Origin of the sequence: Pseudomonas protegens (assembly GCF_013407925.2) — a bacterium.
Lineage (GTDB): Bacteria > Pseudomonadota > Gammaproteobacteria > Pseudomonadales > Pseudomonadaceae > Aquipseudomonas > Aquipseudomonas fluorescens_AP.
Window position 1 is genome coordinate 2,815,808 of the sequence record NZ_CP060201.1, and the last position, 18,881, is coordinate 2,834,688.

Consider the following 18,881-nt stretch of genomic DNA (forward strand, 5'->3'; position numbering starts at 1 on the left):
ATCAGGATCTGGCCGCCGGTTTGCGCAGCAGGCTCACCGCCATGCCGCCCAGGGCCAGCACCCCCAGCAGCAGCACGGCCCACAGGCCGATCTTCTTCCAGTCCGGCCCGCCGGCCACGGCGGCGGCCGGCGACGTAGCAGTGGCTGGTGGCAATGGCGTCGCGCCTTCGACCTTGGCCTGGCCCAGCGCCTTGAGGCGCTGCGGACTGTAATCGGGAATCAGGGTGGTCAGCGGCAGGTTGGCCGCCGTCGCGCTCGGGTTGCCCAGCGCCAGCGTGTAGGGCCCGGCGCCACGGGCCAGGAACACCAGCTGCGTACCGCGCACGGCAAACGCCAGGGTCGGCGCCTCGGCCCCCAGGCCACCGCCCCGCTCGTCCACCGCCAGTTTCAACTGCTGCACGGTCTGCCCCGGCACTTGCAGTTCGTTCTGCTGCACGTCCTGGCCATTCTGAGTCAGGCGGTACAGCAGGCCGTTGTTCAGGGTCTGCCAGGGCAGGCTGCTTTCACGGCGGCCATACAGGGTCGCCGGCGCCAGGGTGTTGGCCTCTTTGAGATCGATGCGCACCCGCTCGACATTCAGCCCCATGGGCAACTGCCAGGTGTATTCACCGGCCTTGGCGGCGGTGCCGCGCAGCGGCTGGGACCACACCAGCGGCGACGGCAGGCTGGTAGTGCTGCTGCTCTGCAGTTGTGCCGAGGTCAGCACCGGCGCCGATTGCGGGGTGTTCCACAGCAGGCGCAGGTAGCGCGCCGACTGCCCGGGCAAGGCCACTTCGTGCTGCTCGATCCGCTCGTCGGCGAATGACAGGCGCGCCACCTGGCCGTCGCCCCAGGATTGCCAGTGCTGCAGGTCGTCGCTGGCCTCGATGCTGAAACGCTGGAAACCGTCGCGCTCGCTGGTCCAGTCCAGCACCAATTGCTGCAGCGGGGCCTTGATGCCACTGGCATCCAGCAGCCAGCCGCGCAGCACTTCCTCGCCGGCCTCCAACTGCGTGGCAGGCTGCACCTCCACCAGGGTGCCGTTGGCGCTGGATTGCACGCGCACGCTGGGGGTGCTGTCGCCGGCTTGCGCCGAGCTGTACAGCGGGAACCACTTCACCTCGGTAAGGCTCTGCTGCTCGCGGGTCTGGGCCTGTTGACGGGCCAGGGCATAGGCCTGGGGCTCGCCGGCGGCGTTGAACACGCGAATATCCCGCAGATCGGTCTGGCTGGCATGCAGCTGCGCGTCCAGCGGCAGCTCCAGGCGATACCAGGGACCCTCGCCACTCAGGGTCAAGGGCACCTGGGACTTGAAGTCCCCCGGCTTGTCCTGGGCCACGGCGGACAGCGCCACACACAGGCTCACAGTGCCCAACCAGCCCAGGCTCAGCTTCGAACTCACGATGACACTCCTTCATCCAACGGTTTTCCGGGCGCGGATTCGGCCTCGGCGCGCTTGGGCGGCAATGGCGCGAAATAGCCCACCACCAGCAGCAGTCCCCCCACCCCGATGAACGAGACGATCCGCGCCAGTCCACCACGGTTGCTCAATTCCACCAGGAACAGCTTGGCCACCACCACGGCGATCAGCACCGCGCCGATCAGCCAGACTTCGCGACGATGGCGCAGATGCCCGCCGATCATCAGGCCCAGGGCAATCAGGGTCCAGACGATGGACAGCCCGGCCTGGACCATCATCGACGCCAGCAAGGCTTCGGCCTGGAACGGCACGCCGCTCCAATGGTGGGCGGCGCGCATCACCAGCACGGTGAAGAAGGCGAACAGGGAAATCCCCGCCAGCAACTGCGTGCCACGCTCGGCGTAATCGACGCGGATCGCCAGTTGCTGCAGCGCACTGCGAGACCAGACATAGACGCCGAACAGGGCAAACAGCAGCCCCAGTTCAAGGGGGTTGAGCAGCGGCAGGTACGGCAGCGGTTCGGCGCGACCATCACTGAAGGTATTGGCCAGCCAGAACCAGCCCAGCATCAGCAGCGCCAGGGGCAGCGCGGCATACAGACGATATTCACGGGAATGCGCACTGACCGGCCACGGCCAGTGGCGCGGCGCGGCCATCGCCACCAGGTACAGGCTCGGCAGGATCGCCCAGCCCAGCCAGCGCCAGGCGTTGTACTGCTCGGACAACAGCAGCAAGCCATAGCGCAGCTCCAGCGCCAGCACGCCGATCAGCAACCAGCAGCCCAGCACATGGGCGATGCTCAAGACCCGCTTCGGCAGCCAGGCTTCCAGGCGCCGCACACTGAAGAAGTGCACGGCGAACAACAGGGTCCAGGCCAGCCAGCCCAGATTCGCCGCCGGGTGATAGCGCGACGTCCAGGAGGCCAGCAGCACCAGGGCCGCCGCCGGTATCAACAGGCTGCACGCCAGCCCCAGGGACTTCCACCGCAGGCGCCGGGCCAACATCGCACAGAGCAGCACGCTGAGGGCAATGATCAACAGCAACAGGCTCGCCTGCCAATGGGCCGGGGCGAAACGCAGCACTTCCTGGAGCCAGGTAAACGCCCACCAGCAAACGCCCCAGGCCAGCAGCAGATCGGACAGATGGCCCAGGCTCAAGGCGTCGAAAGCCGAGCCGTGATTGCCCCGCTGCAAGCGCCACGCCCCGAGCAATGCCGCCAGCGCCAGGACCATCGGCGTCCAGAAATCGCCATTGGCCAACGGCCGCACGCCCTCGACCAGGCCACTGAAGAAGCCGTCCGTGCCGGCCAGCAGGAAAGTGCTGCCGCCGATCACCTGCAACAGCAGGCCGAAGGCAAAACTGGCGCGCTGCTGCAGGTACAGGCTGAGCCAGATGATCAACAGGCCACTGGCAGCCCAGACGCCGCTGGCGGTGCGCCAGGGCAGCACGAACAGCACCGCCAGGTTGATCATCATCAGCCCGGCCAGCAGCACCACCGACAAGCCCCGCAGCAGGCGCGGGTCATGGCGCACCATGTCGTTGCGCGCGGCCAGGAGCATGCCACCGATCAGGGTCAGGCCAATCAGCGAAGCACTCATCAGGCCGTTCCAGCCGGCGTTGAATACCGCGCCGGCATCGCCGTCCGCGCCTTGCAGGCGCATCAGGAACAACCCTCCGCCCAACAACTGCACGGCAAAGGCGGTGAACAGGAAGGTCCGCGATTGCAGGCGCAGGCCGACAAACAAGGTCGCCAGCCCAGCCAGGGCCCAACTGATGGCCGTGCCCTGGGTCAACAAGAACAGCGGCGCCAGCAGGTACAGGAAGCCCAGCCCGGCCACTGCCAGGATCGGCGCCATGCCCTGCTCCCAGCTCGCCGACCAGGCCTTATCGGCCCGGCGCAGTTGCTCGAAACAAAACAGCAACGCCGCGCCCAGCAACAGCGCGCCCAAGGGTGCACCGTCCAACAGACTGGAGTCGCCGGGGCGCAGCTCACTGAGGAAGGCCAGGGCCGAACCCAACTGCAGCAGCAGGGCGAAGACCCGGGCCAGGGGACGCTGCTGACGCAGGCCGAGCCAGAAGATCCCCGCGCCCTCCACCGCCCAGGCCGCAGACGTCCAGCGCGCATCCAGGCCCAGCGCAATGGCCAGGGTGGCGAAAATCACCCCCAGGGCCAGGCAGGTTTCACCGAGCAACAGCGCGCGACCGCCCAGCAGTAGCCGCGCCAGGACCATGTAGATCAGGCCCAAGGCCAGGGCACTGAAGGAGGCGGCGAACTCCAGGTGCTGGACCAGCGCCAGTTGCAGGCCAAAGCCCACCAGCGGCGGACCGAACAGCAGGCTGCCGTCGACGTAGTCGCCCTTGCGCGCGGACCAGTGCAGCAGCGCCTGACGATCGGCGTCCGCCGGCGCATCGCTGAGTTCCAGCAACTTGCGCCGGGTAAACAGCAGACCGATGGCCAGGTACATGAAGAAGAACAGGATCAGGAACGGCTCGGTGCTCCACAGCAGCTCCGGGGTATAGGAACGCAGGCCCCAGGCCAGGCCAATGCCGAAGGTGCCGACAAAACCGATCAGGTTGAGCAGGCGCCAGGCCTTGAACCAGGCGATGGCCAGAATGCCGGCATTGAGCAGCGCGAAGTAGCTGAACAGCGCCACATGGCTGCCGGCACCGGTGGAGGTCAGGATTGGCGCGGCGAAACCGCCGAGGGCCGCCGCGGCCGCCAGCCCCAGGGCATCCTGGGTGATGGCCAGAATCGCCGAAAACAGCGTGACCGCCACCAGCAGGCCCAGGGCCGCGGAAGGGTCGAGCAGTGGGTGCAGGCGCATGGCGGCGAACACCGTCAGGTACAGCACGGCGATGCCGGTGCCCTGCAGCATCAGGGCGTAGTTGCTGTTGCGCCGCCGCAGCCACCAGCCCAGCCCCAACAGGCCCAGGGAGCTGGCCGCAACCCCGGCGTAACGCAGTTCGATGGGCACTACCATGCCTTCGGTGGCGTAGCGCAGCAGGAAGGCCAGGCCGAGGAACAGCAGCACCACGCCGACTCGCAGCACGGTGTTGCCGCCGAACAGCCAGTTGCGCGCCCCGCTGATGGCGCGCTCCATCAGGTTCGGCTCCCGCGGCTGCGCCACGGCAGGCTCACGGGCCGCTGCCTGGGGCTGCCAGACCGACTCCGGCAGCGGCTGGCTGGCTTCGATTGCCGCACCGGGCGGCGGCGCGGCGGGCAACTCCCAGACCAGCTCGGGAGCCGGCGCTGCCGGTTCCACCGGCCGCACGTCGTCAAGAATGAATTCGGGCAGGTCCTGCAGGTCCGGAGCGGCGCTCAAGCCGCTGCTTGCCTCGGCAGGTGGGTTGCTGACCTGGGCTTCTGCAAGCGCCTGGGCCGTGCCGCCGGGGCTTTCCAGCAGGGCCAGGCGCTGGCCCAGGGCTTCGAGGGTGCTTTTCGCCCGCTCCAGCTCACGGTGCTGGTCGAGCACCTGTCGCTGCAGGGCACCGAAACGAATGGCCAGGCCAAGCACCAGGCCCAGCAGCGCGCCAATCAGGGCGTCGCTGATGGACTGGTCGACGATCCAGCCCAGCAAGGCACCCAGCAGCATGAACATCCATTGCATGTGTCGATATCCCTAAGCGGTCCACGGACGGACGGGTACGGCGGTGTTGAGGTTTTCACCGGCACTCAGGCTCCGACCAATCACTGCAGGAGCCAGCGTGCCGGCGAAGATCTCTCCCCGATTGGAAGCCGAGCGCGGCCCAAAAGACACCCGATGGGAGATAAAATCGCCTCCCAGTATATCGACCCGACCCAACAAACGTTGGGCCTTGTGCACAGTTCAAGCATTTTTCCGGGCCCGTCAGTCCAGGGCCTTCCAGATTTCCGTGGCGTATTCGCGGATGGTCCGGTCCGAAGAGAACCAGCCCATGCGCGCCGTGTTGAGCACCGCCGAGCGCCACCATTCCTTGGAGTCGTGCCAGCGCTCCTCGACCCGGGCCTGGGCGTCCCAATAGGCGTCGAAATCGGCGCAGACCAGGAACCGGTCATAGTCGATCAGCGAATCGATCAGCCCGGTGTAGCGCGACGGATCATCCGGGGAGAACACCCCGCCGCGAATCGCCTGCAGCACATCGTTGAGCCGGTGGGAGGCGGCGATGTCCGGCACCGCGCTGAACTCGCCATTGCGCTTGCGCGCCTCCACCTGCTGGGCACTGAGGCCGAAGATGAACATGTGTTCGGCGCCGACCTGCTCGCACATCTCGACGTTGGCGCCGTCCAGGGTGCCGATGGTCAGGGCGCCGTTGAGGCCGAACTTCATGTTGCTGGTGCCCGAAGCCTCGAAGCCGGCGGTGGAAATCTGCTCCGACAGGTCGGCGGCGGGAATGATGCTTTCCGCCAGGCTGACGTTGTAGTTGGGCAAAAACACCACCTTGAGCAAACCGCGCACGGTCGGATCGCTGTTCACCGTGCGGGCGATGTCGTTGGTCAGCTTGATGATCAGTTTGGCCTGGTGATAGCTGGCCGCCGCCTTGCCGGCGAAGATCTTCACCCGCGGCACCCAGTCGGTTTCCGGCTCGGCGCGGATCGCCTGATACAGCGCCACGGTGTGCAGCAGGTTGAGCAACTGGCGCTTGTACTCATGGATGCGCTTGACCTGCACATCGAACAGCGCCGCCGGGTTGATGGCGATGCCCAGGCGCTCGTGGATCAGCGCCGCCAGGGCGCGCTTGCTGTGCAGGCGCTGCTCGGCGAACTGCTTGCGAAACGCCGGCTTCTCGGCAAAGGGCTCAACCCCCCGCAACAGCTGCTCGGGGCTGTCCAGCAGTTCGGGACCCAGGGCATCCACCAGCATTTCGGTGAGGGGCGGGTTGGCCTGGTACAGCCAGCGGCGAAAGGTGATGCCGTTGGTCTTGTTGTTGATCCGCTCCGGGTACAGCTTGTGCAACTCGGAGAACACCGTGCTGCGCATCAGTTGGGTATGCAGGCCAGACACGCCATTGACGCTGTGGGAGCCGAGGAACGCCAGGTTGCCCATGCGCACCCGACGCCCGTTGTCCTCCTCGATCAGCGACACCGCCCGCAGCACGTCGAAATCGTGCAGGCCCTTGGCCCGCAAGGCATCGATGTGCTGGGCGTTGATCAGGTAGATGATCTGCATGTGCCGCGGCAGCATGCGCTCCATCAAGCCCACCGGCCAGGTTTCCAGGGCCTCGGGCAGCAGGGTGTGGTTGGTGTAGGCCAGGGTGTCCACGGTGATCTGCCACGCCGCGTCCCAGGCGATGCCGTGCAGGTCCACCAGCTGGCGCATCAGCTCGGCCACGGCGATCGACGGATGGGTGTCGTTGAGCTGGATCGCCGCATGCTCGCCGAGGCTGAGCACCGAGTCGTGCATGTTCTTGTGGCGCCGCAGCAAGTCCTGCAGCGAGGCCGAGACAAAGAAGTATTCCTGGCGCAGGCGCAATTCCTGGCCGGCTTCGGTGCTATCGGCCGGGTACAGCACCCGGGAGATGCTCTCGGCGCGAGCCACTTCCGCCACCGCGCCCAAGTGGTCGCCGGCGTTGAAACGCTCCAGGTGCAGGTCTTCCATGGCCCGGGCCCGCCACAGGCGCAGGGTGTTGACGCTGGCCCCGCGCCAGCCCACCACCGGGGTGTCGTAGGCCACCGCGCGCACCGTCTCCGCCGGCCACCAGACCTGGCGCGTATTGCCCGCCTCGTCGGTCACGCTGTCGACGCTGCCGCCGAAGCCGATGGAATAGATCACCTCGGGACGCTCGAACTCCCAGGGGTTGCCGAAATCCAGCCAGTGCTCGGTCTGCTCCTGCTGCCAGCCATCGACGATCGCCTGGCGGAACAGCCCGTGCTCGTAACGAATACCGTAGCCGTGACCGGCCAGGCCCAGGGTCGACATGCTTTCCATGAAACACGCCGCCAGGCGTCCCAGGCCGCCATTGCCCAGGGCCGCGTCGGGCTCCAGCAGGCGAATGCGCTCCAGGTCCACCCCCAGGTCGGTCAGGGCTTCGCGGGCCACGTCCAGCAGGCCAAGATTGCTCAGGCTGTCGAACAAGAGCCGGCCGATGAGGAACTCCAGGGACAGGTAGTACACCCGCTTCTGCCCCTTGCGGTACATCTGCCGCGTGTGATCCATCCAGTGGTCGACCATGTGGTCCCGCGCGGCCAGGGCAATGGCCTCGAACCAGTCGTGATCAAAGGCGTGGTCCGGATCTTTGCCGACCGCGTAGGTGAGTTTGGTCAAGACCGCTTCGCGAAAAGCGGCCACCTCAGCGTCACGAGCTAGGGGTTCCTGAGTCATCGATACGACCTCTGACGAGATACACAGTGAGCATGGAATGGTCTGAGCCTAGTCGGTCTGACACGAGGCGAAGGCTCTGGTTCGGCGCTGCTGCAAATGGCTCGGCTCAAGGGGGAGTCTTCGGCGCCTGCGGGGAAAAAGATGCAGATGCCGTGCCGCCGGGCGTAAATCCGACGCCCTCTAAGAAAAATCCGACCCAAAGTCGTTCAAAAATCCATCAGTCCCGGTATGATCGCGCGCCCTGGAACATGCCGGAATAACCACCTTGATGAAGTCCAACCTGATCGCCGCCGCGGAAATCGATCGTCTCGATACCTGGGCCAAATACTCCGCGCCCATGTGCGGTTCCTGCATGTCCAGTTGCTGCACCCTGCCGGTGGAAGTGAAGATCAAGGACTTGATCCGGATTGGCATCGTCGATGAATTCGAGCGCGGCGAGCCGGCGAAGAACATCGCCAAGCGCCTGCAGAAAGAAGGCATCGTCGAGCGCTACAACCAGAAATCGGAAATCTTCACCCTGCAGCGCATGAGCAACAACGATTGCCTGTATCTGGATCGTAAAAGCCGCCTGTGCACCATTTATGACAAGCGCCCGGACACCTGCCGCAACCATCCGAAGATCGGTCCGCGTCCGGGCTACTGCGCCTACAAGCCCAAGCCCCTGGAGCGTCCGACCAATACCAGCAGCCGGACCCTGGAACGCTTCTGAGCCCCTGCCCCTCAGGCTGGCTGGCACTGCTGTAGCCGCTGCCGAGCAGCGCGAGGCTGCGAACCCGCAAGACGGCCAGCGCGGTAGCTCAGGCACTAGGCGCCGCCTGGGTTGACGGCCGCTGCGCGCCCGGTCGCAGCCTCGCAGGCTCGGCAGCGGCTACAGGTTTTCTCCAGGCGAAAAAAAACGCCCCCGGTCTCGCGACCGGGGGCGTTTTCATTCAGCCGGAACTAAAGACTCAGTTCTTGGCTTTCTTGGCAGCGCGGGTACGCTCGCCTTCGTCCAGGATCTTCTTGCGCAGACGAATGGACTTAGGAGTCACTTCGCACAGCTCGTCGTCCTGGATGAATTCCAGAGCCTGTTCCAGGGTGAAGCGAACCGGTGGAACCAGGGCGATGGTTTCGTCTTTGCCCGAAGCACGCATGTTGTCGAGCTTCTTGCCTTTTGTTGGGTTCACACCCAGGTCGTTGTCACGGCTGTTCAGACCAACGATCTGACCGTTGTAGATCTCCTGGCCGTGCTCGACGAACAGCTTGCCGCGCGCCTGCAGGGTTTCCAGGGAGTAGGTCAGGGCCTTGCCGGTTTCTACCGATACCAGTACGCCGTTCTGACGGCCGGACATGTGGCCGGACTTCATCGGAGCGTAGCGATCGAAGATCGAGGTCAGGATGCCTGCACCGTTGGTCAGGGTCAGGAACTGGTTACGGAAACCGATCAGACCACGGGCTGGAATGTTGTATTCCAGGCGTACACGGCCCTTGCCATCCGGAACCATGTTGCTCAGGTCGCCCTTACGCAGGCCCATTTCTTCCATGACCTTGCCCTGGGATTCTTCAGGGATGTCGATGGTGACGTTTTCGAACGGTTCCTGCTTCACGCCATCCACTTCACGGATGATCACTTCAGGACGGCCAACGCCCATCTCGAAGCCTTCGCGACGCATGGTTTCGATCAGTACCGACAGGTGCAGCTCACCACGGCCGGAGACCTTGAACTTGTCAGCCGAGTCGCCTTCTTCAACGCGCAGAGCAACGTTGTACAGCAGCTCCTTGTCCAGACGTTCCTTGATGTTACGGGAAGTCACGAACTTGCCTTCTTTACCGCAGAATGGCGAGTCGTTGACCTGGAAGGTCATGGAAACGGTTGGCTCGTCGACGCTCAGTGGCTTCATCGCTTCGACAACAGTCGGATCGCACAGGGTGTCGGAGATGAACAGCTCGTCGAAACCGCTGATGCAGACGATGTCGCCGGCAGCAGCTTCTTCAACGTCTACACGGTGCAGGCCGTGGTGACCCATCAGCTTGAGGATACGACCGTTACGGCGCTTGCCGTTGACGTCGATGGCCACAACCGGGGTGTTGGGCTTGACGCGACCGCGAGCGATACGGCCAACGCCGATCACACCCAGGAAGCTGTTGTAGTCCAGAGCGGAAACCTGCATCTGGAACGGACCGTCACGGTCAACGGCCGGTGCGGGTACGTTGTCGACGATCGACTGGTACAGCGGGGTCATGTCTTCGGCCATGTCGGTGTGGTCCAGACCGGCGATGCCGTTCAGGGCCGAGGCGTAGACGACTTTGAAGTCCAGCTGTTCTTCGGTGGCACCCAGGTTGTCGAACAGGTCGAAGATCTGGTCCAGAACCCAGTCAGGACGCGCGCCCGGACGGTCGACCTTGTTGATCACCACGATTGGACGCAGGCCGGCTTCGAACGCCTTCTTGGTCACGAAACGGGTTTGCGGCATCGGGCCGTCTTGAGCGTCGACCAGCAGCAGCACGGAGTCGACCATGGACATTACGCGCTCAACTTCGCCGCCGAAGTCGGCGTGGCCCGGGGTGTCCACGATGTTGATGTGGTAGCCGTTCCAGTTGATGGCGGTGTTTTTCGCCAGGATGGTAATACCGCGCTCTTTTTCCTGGTCGTTGGAGTCCATCACGCGCTCGTCGTTGAGCTCGTTGCGCTCCAGGGTGCCGGATTGACGCAGGAGTTTGTCTACCAGGGTGGTCTTACCATGGTCAACGTGGGCAATGATGGCGATGTTGCGTAGATTTTCGATCACTTGTGTATCTCGATCAGAGGATTCGGTGTGCTGACAAATGCTGGCAGCGATTAACAATAGAGTCAGGCCTGGCCGTTACAGCTGGACGGCGGCGTCGGGGGGCCGGTGACGCAAGCCACAGGCGAACATCCCCGGGCACTTAGCTCGGTCTATAAACGCGCACATTGGCATGTCCCTCACTGAGCAGATGGTGAGCATGCAGGCGACTCATGACGCCTTTGTCGCAATACAGCAGGTACTGGCGCGTAGGATCCAGTTCCTTGAAGCGGGCGTTCAATGCATAGAACGGCAGCGCTTGTACTTCGATGCCAGCAAGCTCCAGCGGGTCGTCTTCCTGGGCATCCGGGTGACGGATGTCGATGACGATCTGACCGGCCAGCGCCTCGCTGACTTCTTCAATCTGCAAATCCTGGCCCAACTCGTCGATCACCCGATCGATCGGCACCAGCTTGGCCCGCTCGATCGCACGCTCGAGCACCGCCATATCGAATTCTTTCTCTTCATGCTCGACGCGATGGCGCTTGGCATGGGTCTTGGGGTTCACCGAGATGACCCCGCAGTACTCCGGCATGTGTTTGGCGAAGTCGGCGGTGCCGATCTGTTCGGCCAGGTCGATGATGTCTTGCTTGTGGCTGGCGATCAGCGGACGCAGCACCAGCTTCTCGGTCACGCAGTCGATCACCGACAGGTTCGGCAGGGTCTGGCTGGACACCTGGGAAATCGCCTCGCCGGTCACCAGTGCATCGATGTGCAGGCGGTCGGCGATGCTCGAGGCGGCACGCAACATCATACGCTTCAAAATGACGCCCATATGACTGTTGTCGACTTTGCCGAGAATTTCCCCGAGCACTTCCTCGAACGGCACGCTGACGAACAGCACGCGCTGGGAGCTGCCGTACTTCTTCCATATATAGTGCGCGACTTCCATCACGCCCAATTCGTGGGCACGGCCGCCCAGGTTGAAGAAGCAGAAGTGGCTCATCAGGCCGCGGCGCATGATCTGGTAGGCCGCCACCGTGGAATCGAAACCGCCGGACATCAGCACCAGGGTCTGTTCCAGGGCACCCAGCGGGTAGCCGCCGATACCATCGTGCTGGCTGTGGATCACGAACAACCGTTGGTCGCGAATTTCCATCCGCACTTCGATTTCCGGCTCTTTGAGGGAGATTCCGGCGGCGCCGCACTGCCGACGCAGCCGGCTGCCGACGTACTTTTCCACGTCCATGGAGCTGAATTCATGCTTGCCGGCACGCTTGCAGCGCACGGAGAAAATCTTCCCGGGCAAGGCCTCGCCGAAGTGCTGCTGGCACTTGGCGACGATGTCGTCGAAGTCGCCCAGCGGGTATTCGTCGACCTGCAGGAAGTGCGCGATACCGGGCATGCAGCAGAGGCGCTCGGCCAGCTCCTTCAGGGCCTTGGGCTCGCTGAGGGTGGTTTCCAGCTCAAGGTTGTCCCACACACCATTGACCACCACGGCCGGGTCCAGATCGCGGAGCACGGCACGGATGTTCTTGGCCAACTGACGGATGAAACGCATCCGTACCGGGCGGCTCTTGATGGTGATTTCCGGGAAAACTTTAACGATTAGTTTCATGAAAACTGTGCGCGCTGGGCCAGCCGAAAAAGGGGGGCGCGGATTATAGCGGAAATTGCTCAAGGTTTAACCAATTAATGTGCAGAAGGTTTTCAGTGCACCAAAACAGGTCATTTATCGAGTAAGGCGCTACATTGCAGTGCGCCACAGGCCGAAATTTAGCCGAATCCGCCGCACAAAGCCTGATTTTGGGGCAGAAAACCCATCACAGGGCACTGGCATGCAATTTGCTCCCTTGTGAGGCAGGTTGCCATGGCAGAGTATTCGCGCCGGCATCACCCACATTCTAAGGGCACTCCAACACCAAGCCCGAAGCCACCCCGGAGGACACTATGTCGAAGTCGGTTCAACTCATCAAAGATCATGACGTCAAATGGATTGATCTGCGCTTCACTGACACCAAGGGCACTCAACATCACGTGACCATGCCGGCCCGTGATGCGCTGGATGAAGACTTCTTCGAATCCGGCAAGATGTTCGACGGTTCCTCCATCGCTGGCTGGAAAGGCATCGAAGCCTCCGACATGATCCTGATGCCGGACGACGAAACCGCCGTGCTGGACCCGTTCACCGAAGAACCGACCCTGATCCTGGTCTGCGACATCATCGAACCTTCGAGCATGCAAGGTTACGATCGCGACCCACGGGCCATCGCCAAGCGCGCTGAAGAGCACCTGAAAGCCACCGGTATCGGCGACACCGTATTCGCCGGTCCAGAGCCAGAGTTCTTCATCTTCGACCAGGTGAAATTCAAGTCCGACATCTCCGGCTCGATGTTCAAGATCTACTCCGAACAAGGTTCGTGGATGTCCGACCAGGACATCGAAGGCGGCAACAAGGGCCACCGTCCAGGCGTCAAAGGCGGCTACTTCCCGGTTCCACCGTTCGACCACGACCACGAAATCCGTACCTCCATGTGCAACGCACTGGAAGAAATGGGCCTGACCGTTGAAGTTCACCACCACGAAGTGGCGACTGCCGGCCAGAACGAAATCGGCGTCAAGTTCAACACCCTGGTGAAGAAAGCCGACGAAACCCAGACCCTGAAATACGTCGTGCACAACGTGGCCGACGCCTACGGTCGCACCGCCACCTTCATGCCTAAGCCACTGTACGGCGACAACGGCTCGGGCATGCACGTGCACATGTCGATCTGGAAAGACGGCAAGAACACCTTCGCTGGCGAAGGCTATGCCGGCCTGTCCGATACCGCTCTGTACTTCATCGGCGGCATCATCAAGCACGGTAAGGCCCTGAACGGCTTCACCAACCCGGCCACCAACTCCTACAAGCGTCTGGTTCCAGGCTTCGAAGCCCCGGTGATGCTGGCCTACTCGGCACGCAACCGTTCCGCTTCGATCCGTATTCCTTACGTGTCGAGCCCTAAAGCCCGCCGTATCGAAGCCCGTTTCCCGGACCCGGCTGCCAACCCGTACCTGGCCTTCGCCGCTCTGCTGATGGCCGGCCTGGACGGTATCCAGAACAAGATCCACCCTGGCGACGCCGCTGACAAAAACCTGTATGACCTGCCGCCTGAAGAGGCCAAAGAGATCCCACAAGTTTGCGGCAGCCTGAAGGAAGCCCTGGAAGAGCTGGACAAAGGTCGTGCGTTCCTGACCAAAGGCGGCGTTTTCAGCGACGACTTCATCGACGCCTACATCGCCCTGAAAAGCGAAGAAGAGATCAAGGTTCGTACCTTCGTACACCCACTGGAGTACGAGCTGTACTACAGCTGCTGATCCGCTAGCGCCGGCGCACGCCGCGTGATCGAGAGGCCTCCTTCGGGAGGCCTTTTTTATGCCCGCCCACTGGCCCGGCCCGCGGTGGTTGCGTGCATCATGGGCGTCCTCCTTCCCATCAGCCGAGCCCGCCCATGACTTCGCGCCTCAACCTGTGCCTCGCCCTGACTTGCAGCCTGCTCACCAGCGCCGCCTGCGCCAGCGATGCCCCGCCCACCCTCGCCCCACTGCTGCAGAGCATCAGTGAGCGCCTGACCATGGCCGATCAGGTGGCCCTGAGCAAATGGGACAGCCACAAGGCCGTGGAAGACCGCCCGCGAGAGCAGCAAGTGATTGCCGGCGCCACGGCCCAGGCCGCGACCTATCACCTGAGCGAAGAAACGGTGGCGCAGTTCTTCGCCGCCCAGATCGAAGCCAACAAGCTGGTGCAATACGCCCGACTCTCGGCCTGGCACCTGCAAGGCCGGGCGCCGGACACCCCGCGCCAGGACCTGGCCGGACAGATCCGCCCACAACTCGATCAGTTACAAAAACGCCTGCTGCAGCAACTGGCTGACTTCGCCCCGTACCAGACCGACCCACAATGCCCGCAATGGCTGGCCCGGGCCAATCAGGCCGCCAGCAACGACCCTTTGCGGCAGCTGACGATGGTCCGCGCCACCGCCGAGTTATGTGTGTTCAAAGGTTAACCACGCCCGCGCCATGCCCGGTCGCACCCTATGCTGGAGCCTTTCAACCGCAGCCCTTCAACGAGCTGACTCAGCATGATGCGCATTGCTGCCTTTTGCCTGCTGTGGATAACAGCCCTACCCGCCTGCGCAGAGCCCTATGCGCAATTGCAGGTGCTCGGCGTGCCCGAGCACGGCGCGCTGCGGGCCAACAACGGTAGCTTCAATGTGCGGGTGCTATTGGCCCCGGACCTGCAACCGCAGCATCGTCTGCGCCTGCTGCTGGACGATAGGGCGTATGGCGCCACCAGCCGGGGCCCCGAGCTGGCGCTGGTGAACATCGACCGTGGCCAACATCGCCTGGCGGTACAGATCCTTGAGGGCACGCGGGTGCTGCAACAGAGCCCGAGCATCACCTTCACCCTGCTGCGCGCCCACCGTCGCTGATCAGGGGCCTCAACCGCGCACCACGCCACTGGCCAGCAATTTGGCAATCGTCGGCTCATCCAGCCCCAATCCCTGCAGCACCGCGCGGGTGTCCTGGCCCAACCTGGGTGGCGCAGTGCGATAGCTGGCCGGCGTTCGCGAGAGCTTCAGCGGTGAACCAACGCCGCGATAATCGCCTATCTCCACCAGCAGGCCGCGATGCCGGGTATGGGGATGAGCCACCACCTGGTCCACCGTGGCGATCGAGCCGCACGGCACCCCCAGGCCAATCAACCGCGGCGCCAGCGCGGCCCCATCGTGAGCGGCCAGATGCTGCTCCAGCGCCTGCTTCAAGGCCTCGCGATTAACCGAACGCTGGCCGTTGTTGGCAAACCGCGGGTCTTGCAGCAACGCGCCGGCCCCCAGTTCCTGGCACAGCCTAGCGAACTGCCGATCATTGCCCACCGCGAGGAAGATCGGTTCGCCGGCGGTGCGATAGCTGTCGTAGGGGGCGATGTTGGGGTGGGCATTTCCCGTGCGCTTCGGGGTCTTGCCGGCGGCGAAGTAGTTCGGCAAATGAGGATGCAGCAAGGACACGCCGCAATCGTACAGGGAGATGTCCAGCGACTGCCCGCGGCCGCTGCGCTGGCGCTCGTTGAGGGCCAGCAGGATCCCCGCCAGGGCATTCAGGCCGGTGACCATATCGACAATCGGCAAGCCGATGCGCAGCGGCCCGCCCTCGCCTTCGCCGTTGACGCTCATCAAGCCGGCCATGGCCTGGATCACCGCGTCGTAACCAGGCAGCCCGCCCAGCGGGCCATCGGCGCCAAAGCCGGAAATCCCACAGTGGATCAATGCCGGAAAACGCTGGCTCAGCACCTCCTCGAAACCGATGCCCCAACGCTGCAGGGTGCCCGGCTTGAAGTTCTCGATCAGTACATCGGCGCCTTCCAGCAGCTGCATCAGCAGCTCCAGGCCTGCGGGGCGCGACAGGTCGACCGCAATCCCCTGCTTGTTGCGGTTGATACCGCGAAAGTACGAGGCGTCATCGCCTTCGAACGGCGGCCCCCAACCACGGGTCTCGTCACCACTCAAGGGCTCCAGCTTGATCACTTCGGCGCCATGGTCAGCCAGGGCCTGGGAACAGTAGGGACCGCCCAGCACGCGGCTGAGGTCGATGATTTTCAGGCCCGCCAGGGCCCCTTGGGCTTGCTTCATGTGAGGACTCCGGAAAATCGGCAAGGGGCGCGCCTTCAGGCCGGCAGCAATTGCATGGCTTCGGCCTGGGACAACGGGCCTTCATTGGCCAGCCGCGCCAGCAGTCCGGCATCGATAACCGGTTCCAGGCTCAGGGGATCGCGCGGCAGGACCTTGTGCGCCAGCACCAGATGAGCCAGGGCCAGGCGTCGATAATCCGCGGCCTGGCGCGTGGCCTCCCAGGCCATGAAGATCGCACTGGTCAGGTGATAGAGCACACTGCCGGCCTGGCGCACCTGTTCGTCCCGGCGCTGCTGCGCCACCGTGTGAAAGCTGGTCACAGTGCGCAGCAGCGCCGAGTCGAACAGCTTGCGGCTGGCTTCCGGCAAATCGGCCTCGGCCAACAGCCCGGCCAGATAGCCCCGCAACGGCTCCAGCGCCTGCTCCCGGGTCGCCGCCCGGGCTATGTCCAGGGCGACGATGTTGCTGGTGCCCTCCCAGATCGACCCCAGGTGGGCATCACGCACCAGCCGGGCATCGCTCCACTCCTCGATGTAGCCGACCCCGCCTCGCACCTCCATGGCATCGCCGGTCACCCGGCGCGCATCGCGGCAGGCGCGGAACTTGATCAGCGGCGTAAGAATCCGCACGCACTTGCGCGCCATCTCCTCGCCGCCATCGGCCCGGGGCAGCAAGGTGGCGATCTGCATGAACATCGAGCGCGCCTGTTCGGTAGGCAGCATCATCTTCAGCAACTGGCGCTGCATCAGCGGCATCTCGATCAAGTACTTGCCAAACGCCCGACGCTGGCGGGCGATGTACAGCGCCTCGCTCAGGCCCCGGCGCATCAACCCCGCCGCGCGCACGCCGTTGGACAGGCGCGACATGTTGATCATGTCGGCCATCTGTTGAAAGCCGCGGCCGATCTCACCGATCAGGTAGGCCGTGGCGCCTTGCAGGGTGATCTCGCCACTGGCCATGGAACGACTGCCCAACTTGTCCTTCAGGCGCTGGATCCGGTACAGGTTGCGCGAACCATCGGGCAGCATTTTCGGCAGCAGGAACAGGGTCACCCCGGCCATGCCGGACGGTGCGTCTTCCGGCCGTGCCAGGACCATGGCCAGGTCCGCGTCCGGGTTGGAACAGAACCATTTCTCGCCATACAGGCGCCACTGGCCCTCTTCCAGCCGGGCACGGGTTTCGGTGCGTGAGACGTCGGAGCCGGCGGCTTGCTCGGTCATGAACATCGCCCCCTGGAACAGCTCGTCGAAATCCTGGGATTGCAACTGCGGCAGGTAGCGCTGCACCAGCTCGGGCGCGCCGAACTTGCGCAGCGTGCGGGTCAGGGAGTCGGTCATGCTCACCGGGCAGCACAGGCCGAACTCGGCCTGGACGAACAGGTAGGTCAGGGCGTACTTGACCAGCGGCAGCGGAGCATCGGGGCGATGGCTCATGGCGGCCAGGCCCAGTTCGGCGTAGGCCACCCGCTCCAGGGCCACGTAGTCCGGGTGCTTGGCAATGCTTTGCAGGTTCTCGCCGCGCCGGGTACGGGGCTGCAACACCGGCGGGTGCTTGTCGGCGCACAGGGCCAGCACATCCAGCTCGCCACCGGCCCGGGCGCCCAGGCGCTGCAGGGTCGGCAACCACTGCTGATAGACCGCCGGTGGCAGGTAGACCTGGAGCAGCGCGGCCAGGCCGGCGTCACATGCAAACAGGTTGATGCCACGGCTGTCGGGGATATTCAGGCTGTCTTCGATGGGGCGGGGCTCGGCGGTCATGGCGCGTCTCCTGGTTTTTGTAGGCCGAGACTAGAGTCGCCATCGATAACTATCTAATACAAAATTCATCCACTACGATAAGAAAATCATATCGTAGAGGGCAGCCTCCCCATGGACCTCAAACAACTGCGCTACTTCGTCGCCGTGGCCGAGGAACTGCACTTCGGGCGCGCCGCGGAGCGGCTGTGCATTTCGCAACCGGCGCTGAGCTTCGACATCAAGAAGCTTGAAGGGCAGTTGGACATCCAGTTGCTCAACCGCAACAACAAGTCCGTGAGCCTGACCAATGCCGGCCAGGTGCTGCTGGGCGAAGCGCGCTACCTGCTGCTGCGGGCCGACCAGGCTCGGCGCCTGACCCAGCGCTCGGCCGAGGGTTTTGCCGGGCGCCTGAGCCTGGGCTTCGTCAACTCGATCCTGCACCGTGGCCTGCCCCAGGCGGTCAAGGCCTTCGAGCGCGATCATCCGGACACCGAGATCGTGCTGATGGAAATGAACAGTGCCGACCAGGCTCAGGCCCTGCAACGCGGGCAGATCGATATCGGCTTCGTTCATGCCGGCACCTTCGCCGCCGGCATCCACAGTGAAACCCTGCTGACCGAACCCTTTCTCTGCTGCCTGCCCCAGGGTCACCCGCTGGCCGGGCAGGCGCGGGTCGACCTGAAACAGTTGGCCCATGATGATTTCATCCTGTTTCCACGGGAGGTTTCGCCGCACTACCACGACCTGATCATCGCCCGTTGCGTGGCCGCCGGGTTCAGCCCACGCATTCGCCACGAAACCCGGCTCTGGCAAACCGTGGTGGCGATGGTGGCCCATGAGATGGGGGTGGCACTGGTGCCCCAGACCCTGGCCCTGCTCGGCCAATCGGGGGTGACGTGCTGCGAGATTGAAGGCCAGGGCGCGCCTTCGGAGATTCTGGCGATCCACCTGGCGGACAAACCCTCGGCCGCCGCCGACAGTTTCCTCGCCTTGTTCAGATCCTTGCTGCAACCGCCAACCACCCAGGGCTGAGC

At 64.0% G+C, this 18,881-nt stretch carries 12 protein-coding genes; 5 read left to right on the forward strand and 7 right to left on the reverse strand.

Going from position 1 to position 18,881, the window contains the following annotated elements:
* Window position 1 precedes the first annotated feature (1 nt).
* The 3 genes from GGI48_RS12995 to GGI48_RS13005 form a co-directional block, all read right to left on the reverse strand.
* Window positions 2-1,381, reverse strand: a complete 1,380-nt coding sequence (locus GGI48_RS12995) for a DUF3999 domain-containing protein (RefSeq protein WP_179598606.1) — start codon at window positions 1,379-1,381, stop codon at window positions 2-4.
* Window positions 1,378-5,007 carry a DUF2339 domain-containing protein gene (locus GGI48_RS13000; RefSeq protein ID WP_179598608.1) on the reverse strand — a complete coding sequence of 1,210 codons (3,630 nt, stop codon included), beginning with the start codon at window positions 5,005-5,007 and terminating at the stop codon, window positions 1,378-1,380. The genes GGI48_RS12995 and GGI48_RS13000 overlap by 4 nt, the downstream gene beginning before the upstream one ends.
* 240 nt (window positions 5,008-5,247) lie before the next feature.
* Complete coding sequence (locus GGI48_RS13005) at window positions 5,248-7,698, reverse strand: glycogen/starch/alpha-glucan phosphorylase (RefSeq protein ID WP_179598609.1); 2,451 nt, start codon at window positions 7,696-7,698, stop codon at window positions 5,248-5,250.
* Window positions 7,699-7,963: 265 nt separating this feature from the next.
* Between GGI48_RS13005 and GGI48_RS13010 the strand changes: the two genes are divergently transcribed.
* Entirely contained in the window at window positions 7,964-8,407 is a 444-nt protein-coding gene (locus tag GGI48_RS13010) for a YkgJ family cysteine cluster protein (RefSeq protein ID WP_173655882.1), read from the forward strand.
* 238 nt (window positions 8,408-8,645) lie between these two features.
* Here GGI48_RS13010 and typA read toward each other — a convergent pair whose 3' ends face one another.
* Both typA and thiI read right to left on the reverse strand, forming a co-directional pair.
* Window positions 8,646-10,466 (reverse strand): translational GTPase TypA, encoded by a 1,821-nt coding sequence (typA, locus tag GGI48_RS13015; RefSeq protein ID WP_047301133.1) that lies wholly within the window; start codon window positions 10,464-10,466, stop codon window positions 8,646-8,648.
* Between the two features lie 139 nt (window positions 10,467-10,605).
* Complete coding sequence (gene thiI / locus GGI48_RS13020) at window positions 10,606-12,060, reverse strand: tRNA uracil 4-sulfurtransferase ThiI (protein ID WP_047301131.1); 1,455 nt, start codon at window positions 12,058-12,060, stop codon at window positions 10,606-10,608.
* A gap of 332 nt (window positions 12,061-12,392) precedes the next feature.
* On the opposite strand from thiI, the gene glnA reads away from it, so the two are divergent.
* From glnA to GGI48_RS13035, 3 genes are all read left to right on the forward strand, one after another.
* Window positions 12,393-13,799 (forward strand): glutamate--ammonia ligase, encoded by a 1,407-nt coding sequence (gene glnA, locus GGI48_RS13025; RefSeq protein ID WP_016965623.1) that lies wholly within the window; start codon window positions 12,393-12,395, stop codon window positions 13,797-13,799.
* A gap of 134 nt (window positions 13,800-13,933) precedes the next feature.
* Window positions 13,934-14,488 carry a chorismate mutase gene (locus GGI48_RS13030; RefSeq protein WP_179598610.1) on the forward strand — a complete coding sequence of 185 codons (555 nt, stop codon included), beginning with the start codon at window positions 13,934-13,936 and terminating at the stop codon, window positions 14,486-14,488.
* A gap of 75 nt (window positions 14,489-14,563) precedes the next feature.
* Entirely contained in the window at window positions 14,564-14,914 is a 351-nt protein-coding gene (locus tag GGI48_RS13035; protein WP_260620654.1) for a hypothetical protein, read from the forward strand.
* A gap of 9 nt (window positions 14,915-14,923) precedes the next feature.
* Here the strand turns inward: GGI48_RS13035 and GGI48_RS13040 are convergent, their stop codons facing one another.
* Window positions 14,924-16,111: a CaiB/BaiF CoA transferase family protein gene (locus GGI48_RS13040; protein WP_179598611.1), complete on the reverse strand. Its 1,188-nt coding sequence runs from the start codon at window positions 16,109-16,111 to the stop codon at window positions 14,924-14,926.
* 35 nt (window positions 16,112-16,146) lie between these two features.
* Complete coding sequence (locus tag GGI48_RS13045; protein WP_179598613.1) at window positions 16,147-17,868, reverse strand: acyl-CoA dehydrogenase family protein; 1,722 nt, start codon at window positions 17,866-17,868, stop codon at window positions 16,147-16,149.
* 111 nt (window positions 17,869-17,979) lie between these two features.
* Between GGI48_RS13045 and GGI48_RS13050 the strand changes: the two genes are divergently transcribed.
* Entirely contained in the window at window positions 17,980-18,879 is a 900-nt protein-coding gene (locus GGI48_RS13050) for a LysR family transcriptional regulator (RefSeq protein ID WP_179598614.1), read from the forward strand.
* Window positions 18,880-18,881: the final 2 nt, after the last annotated feature.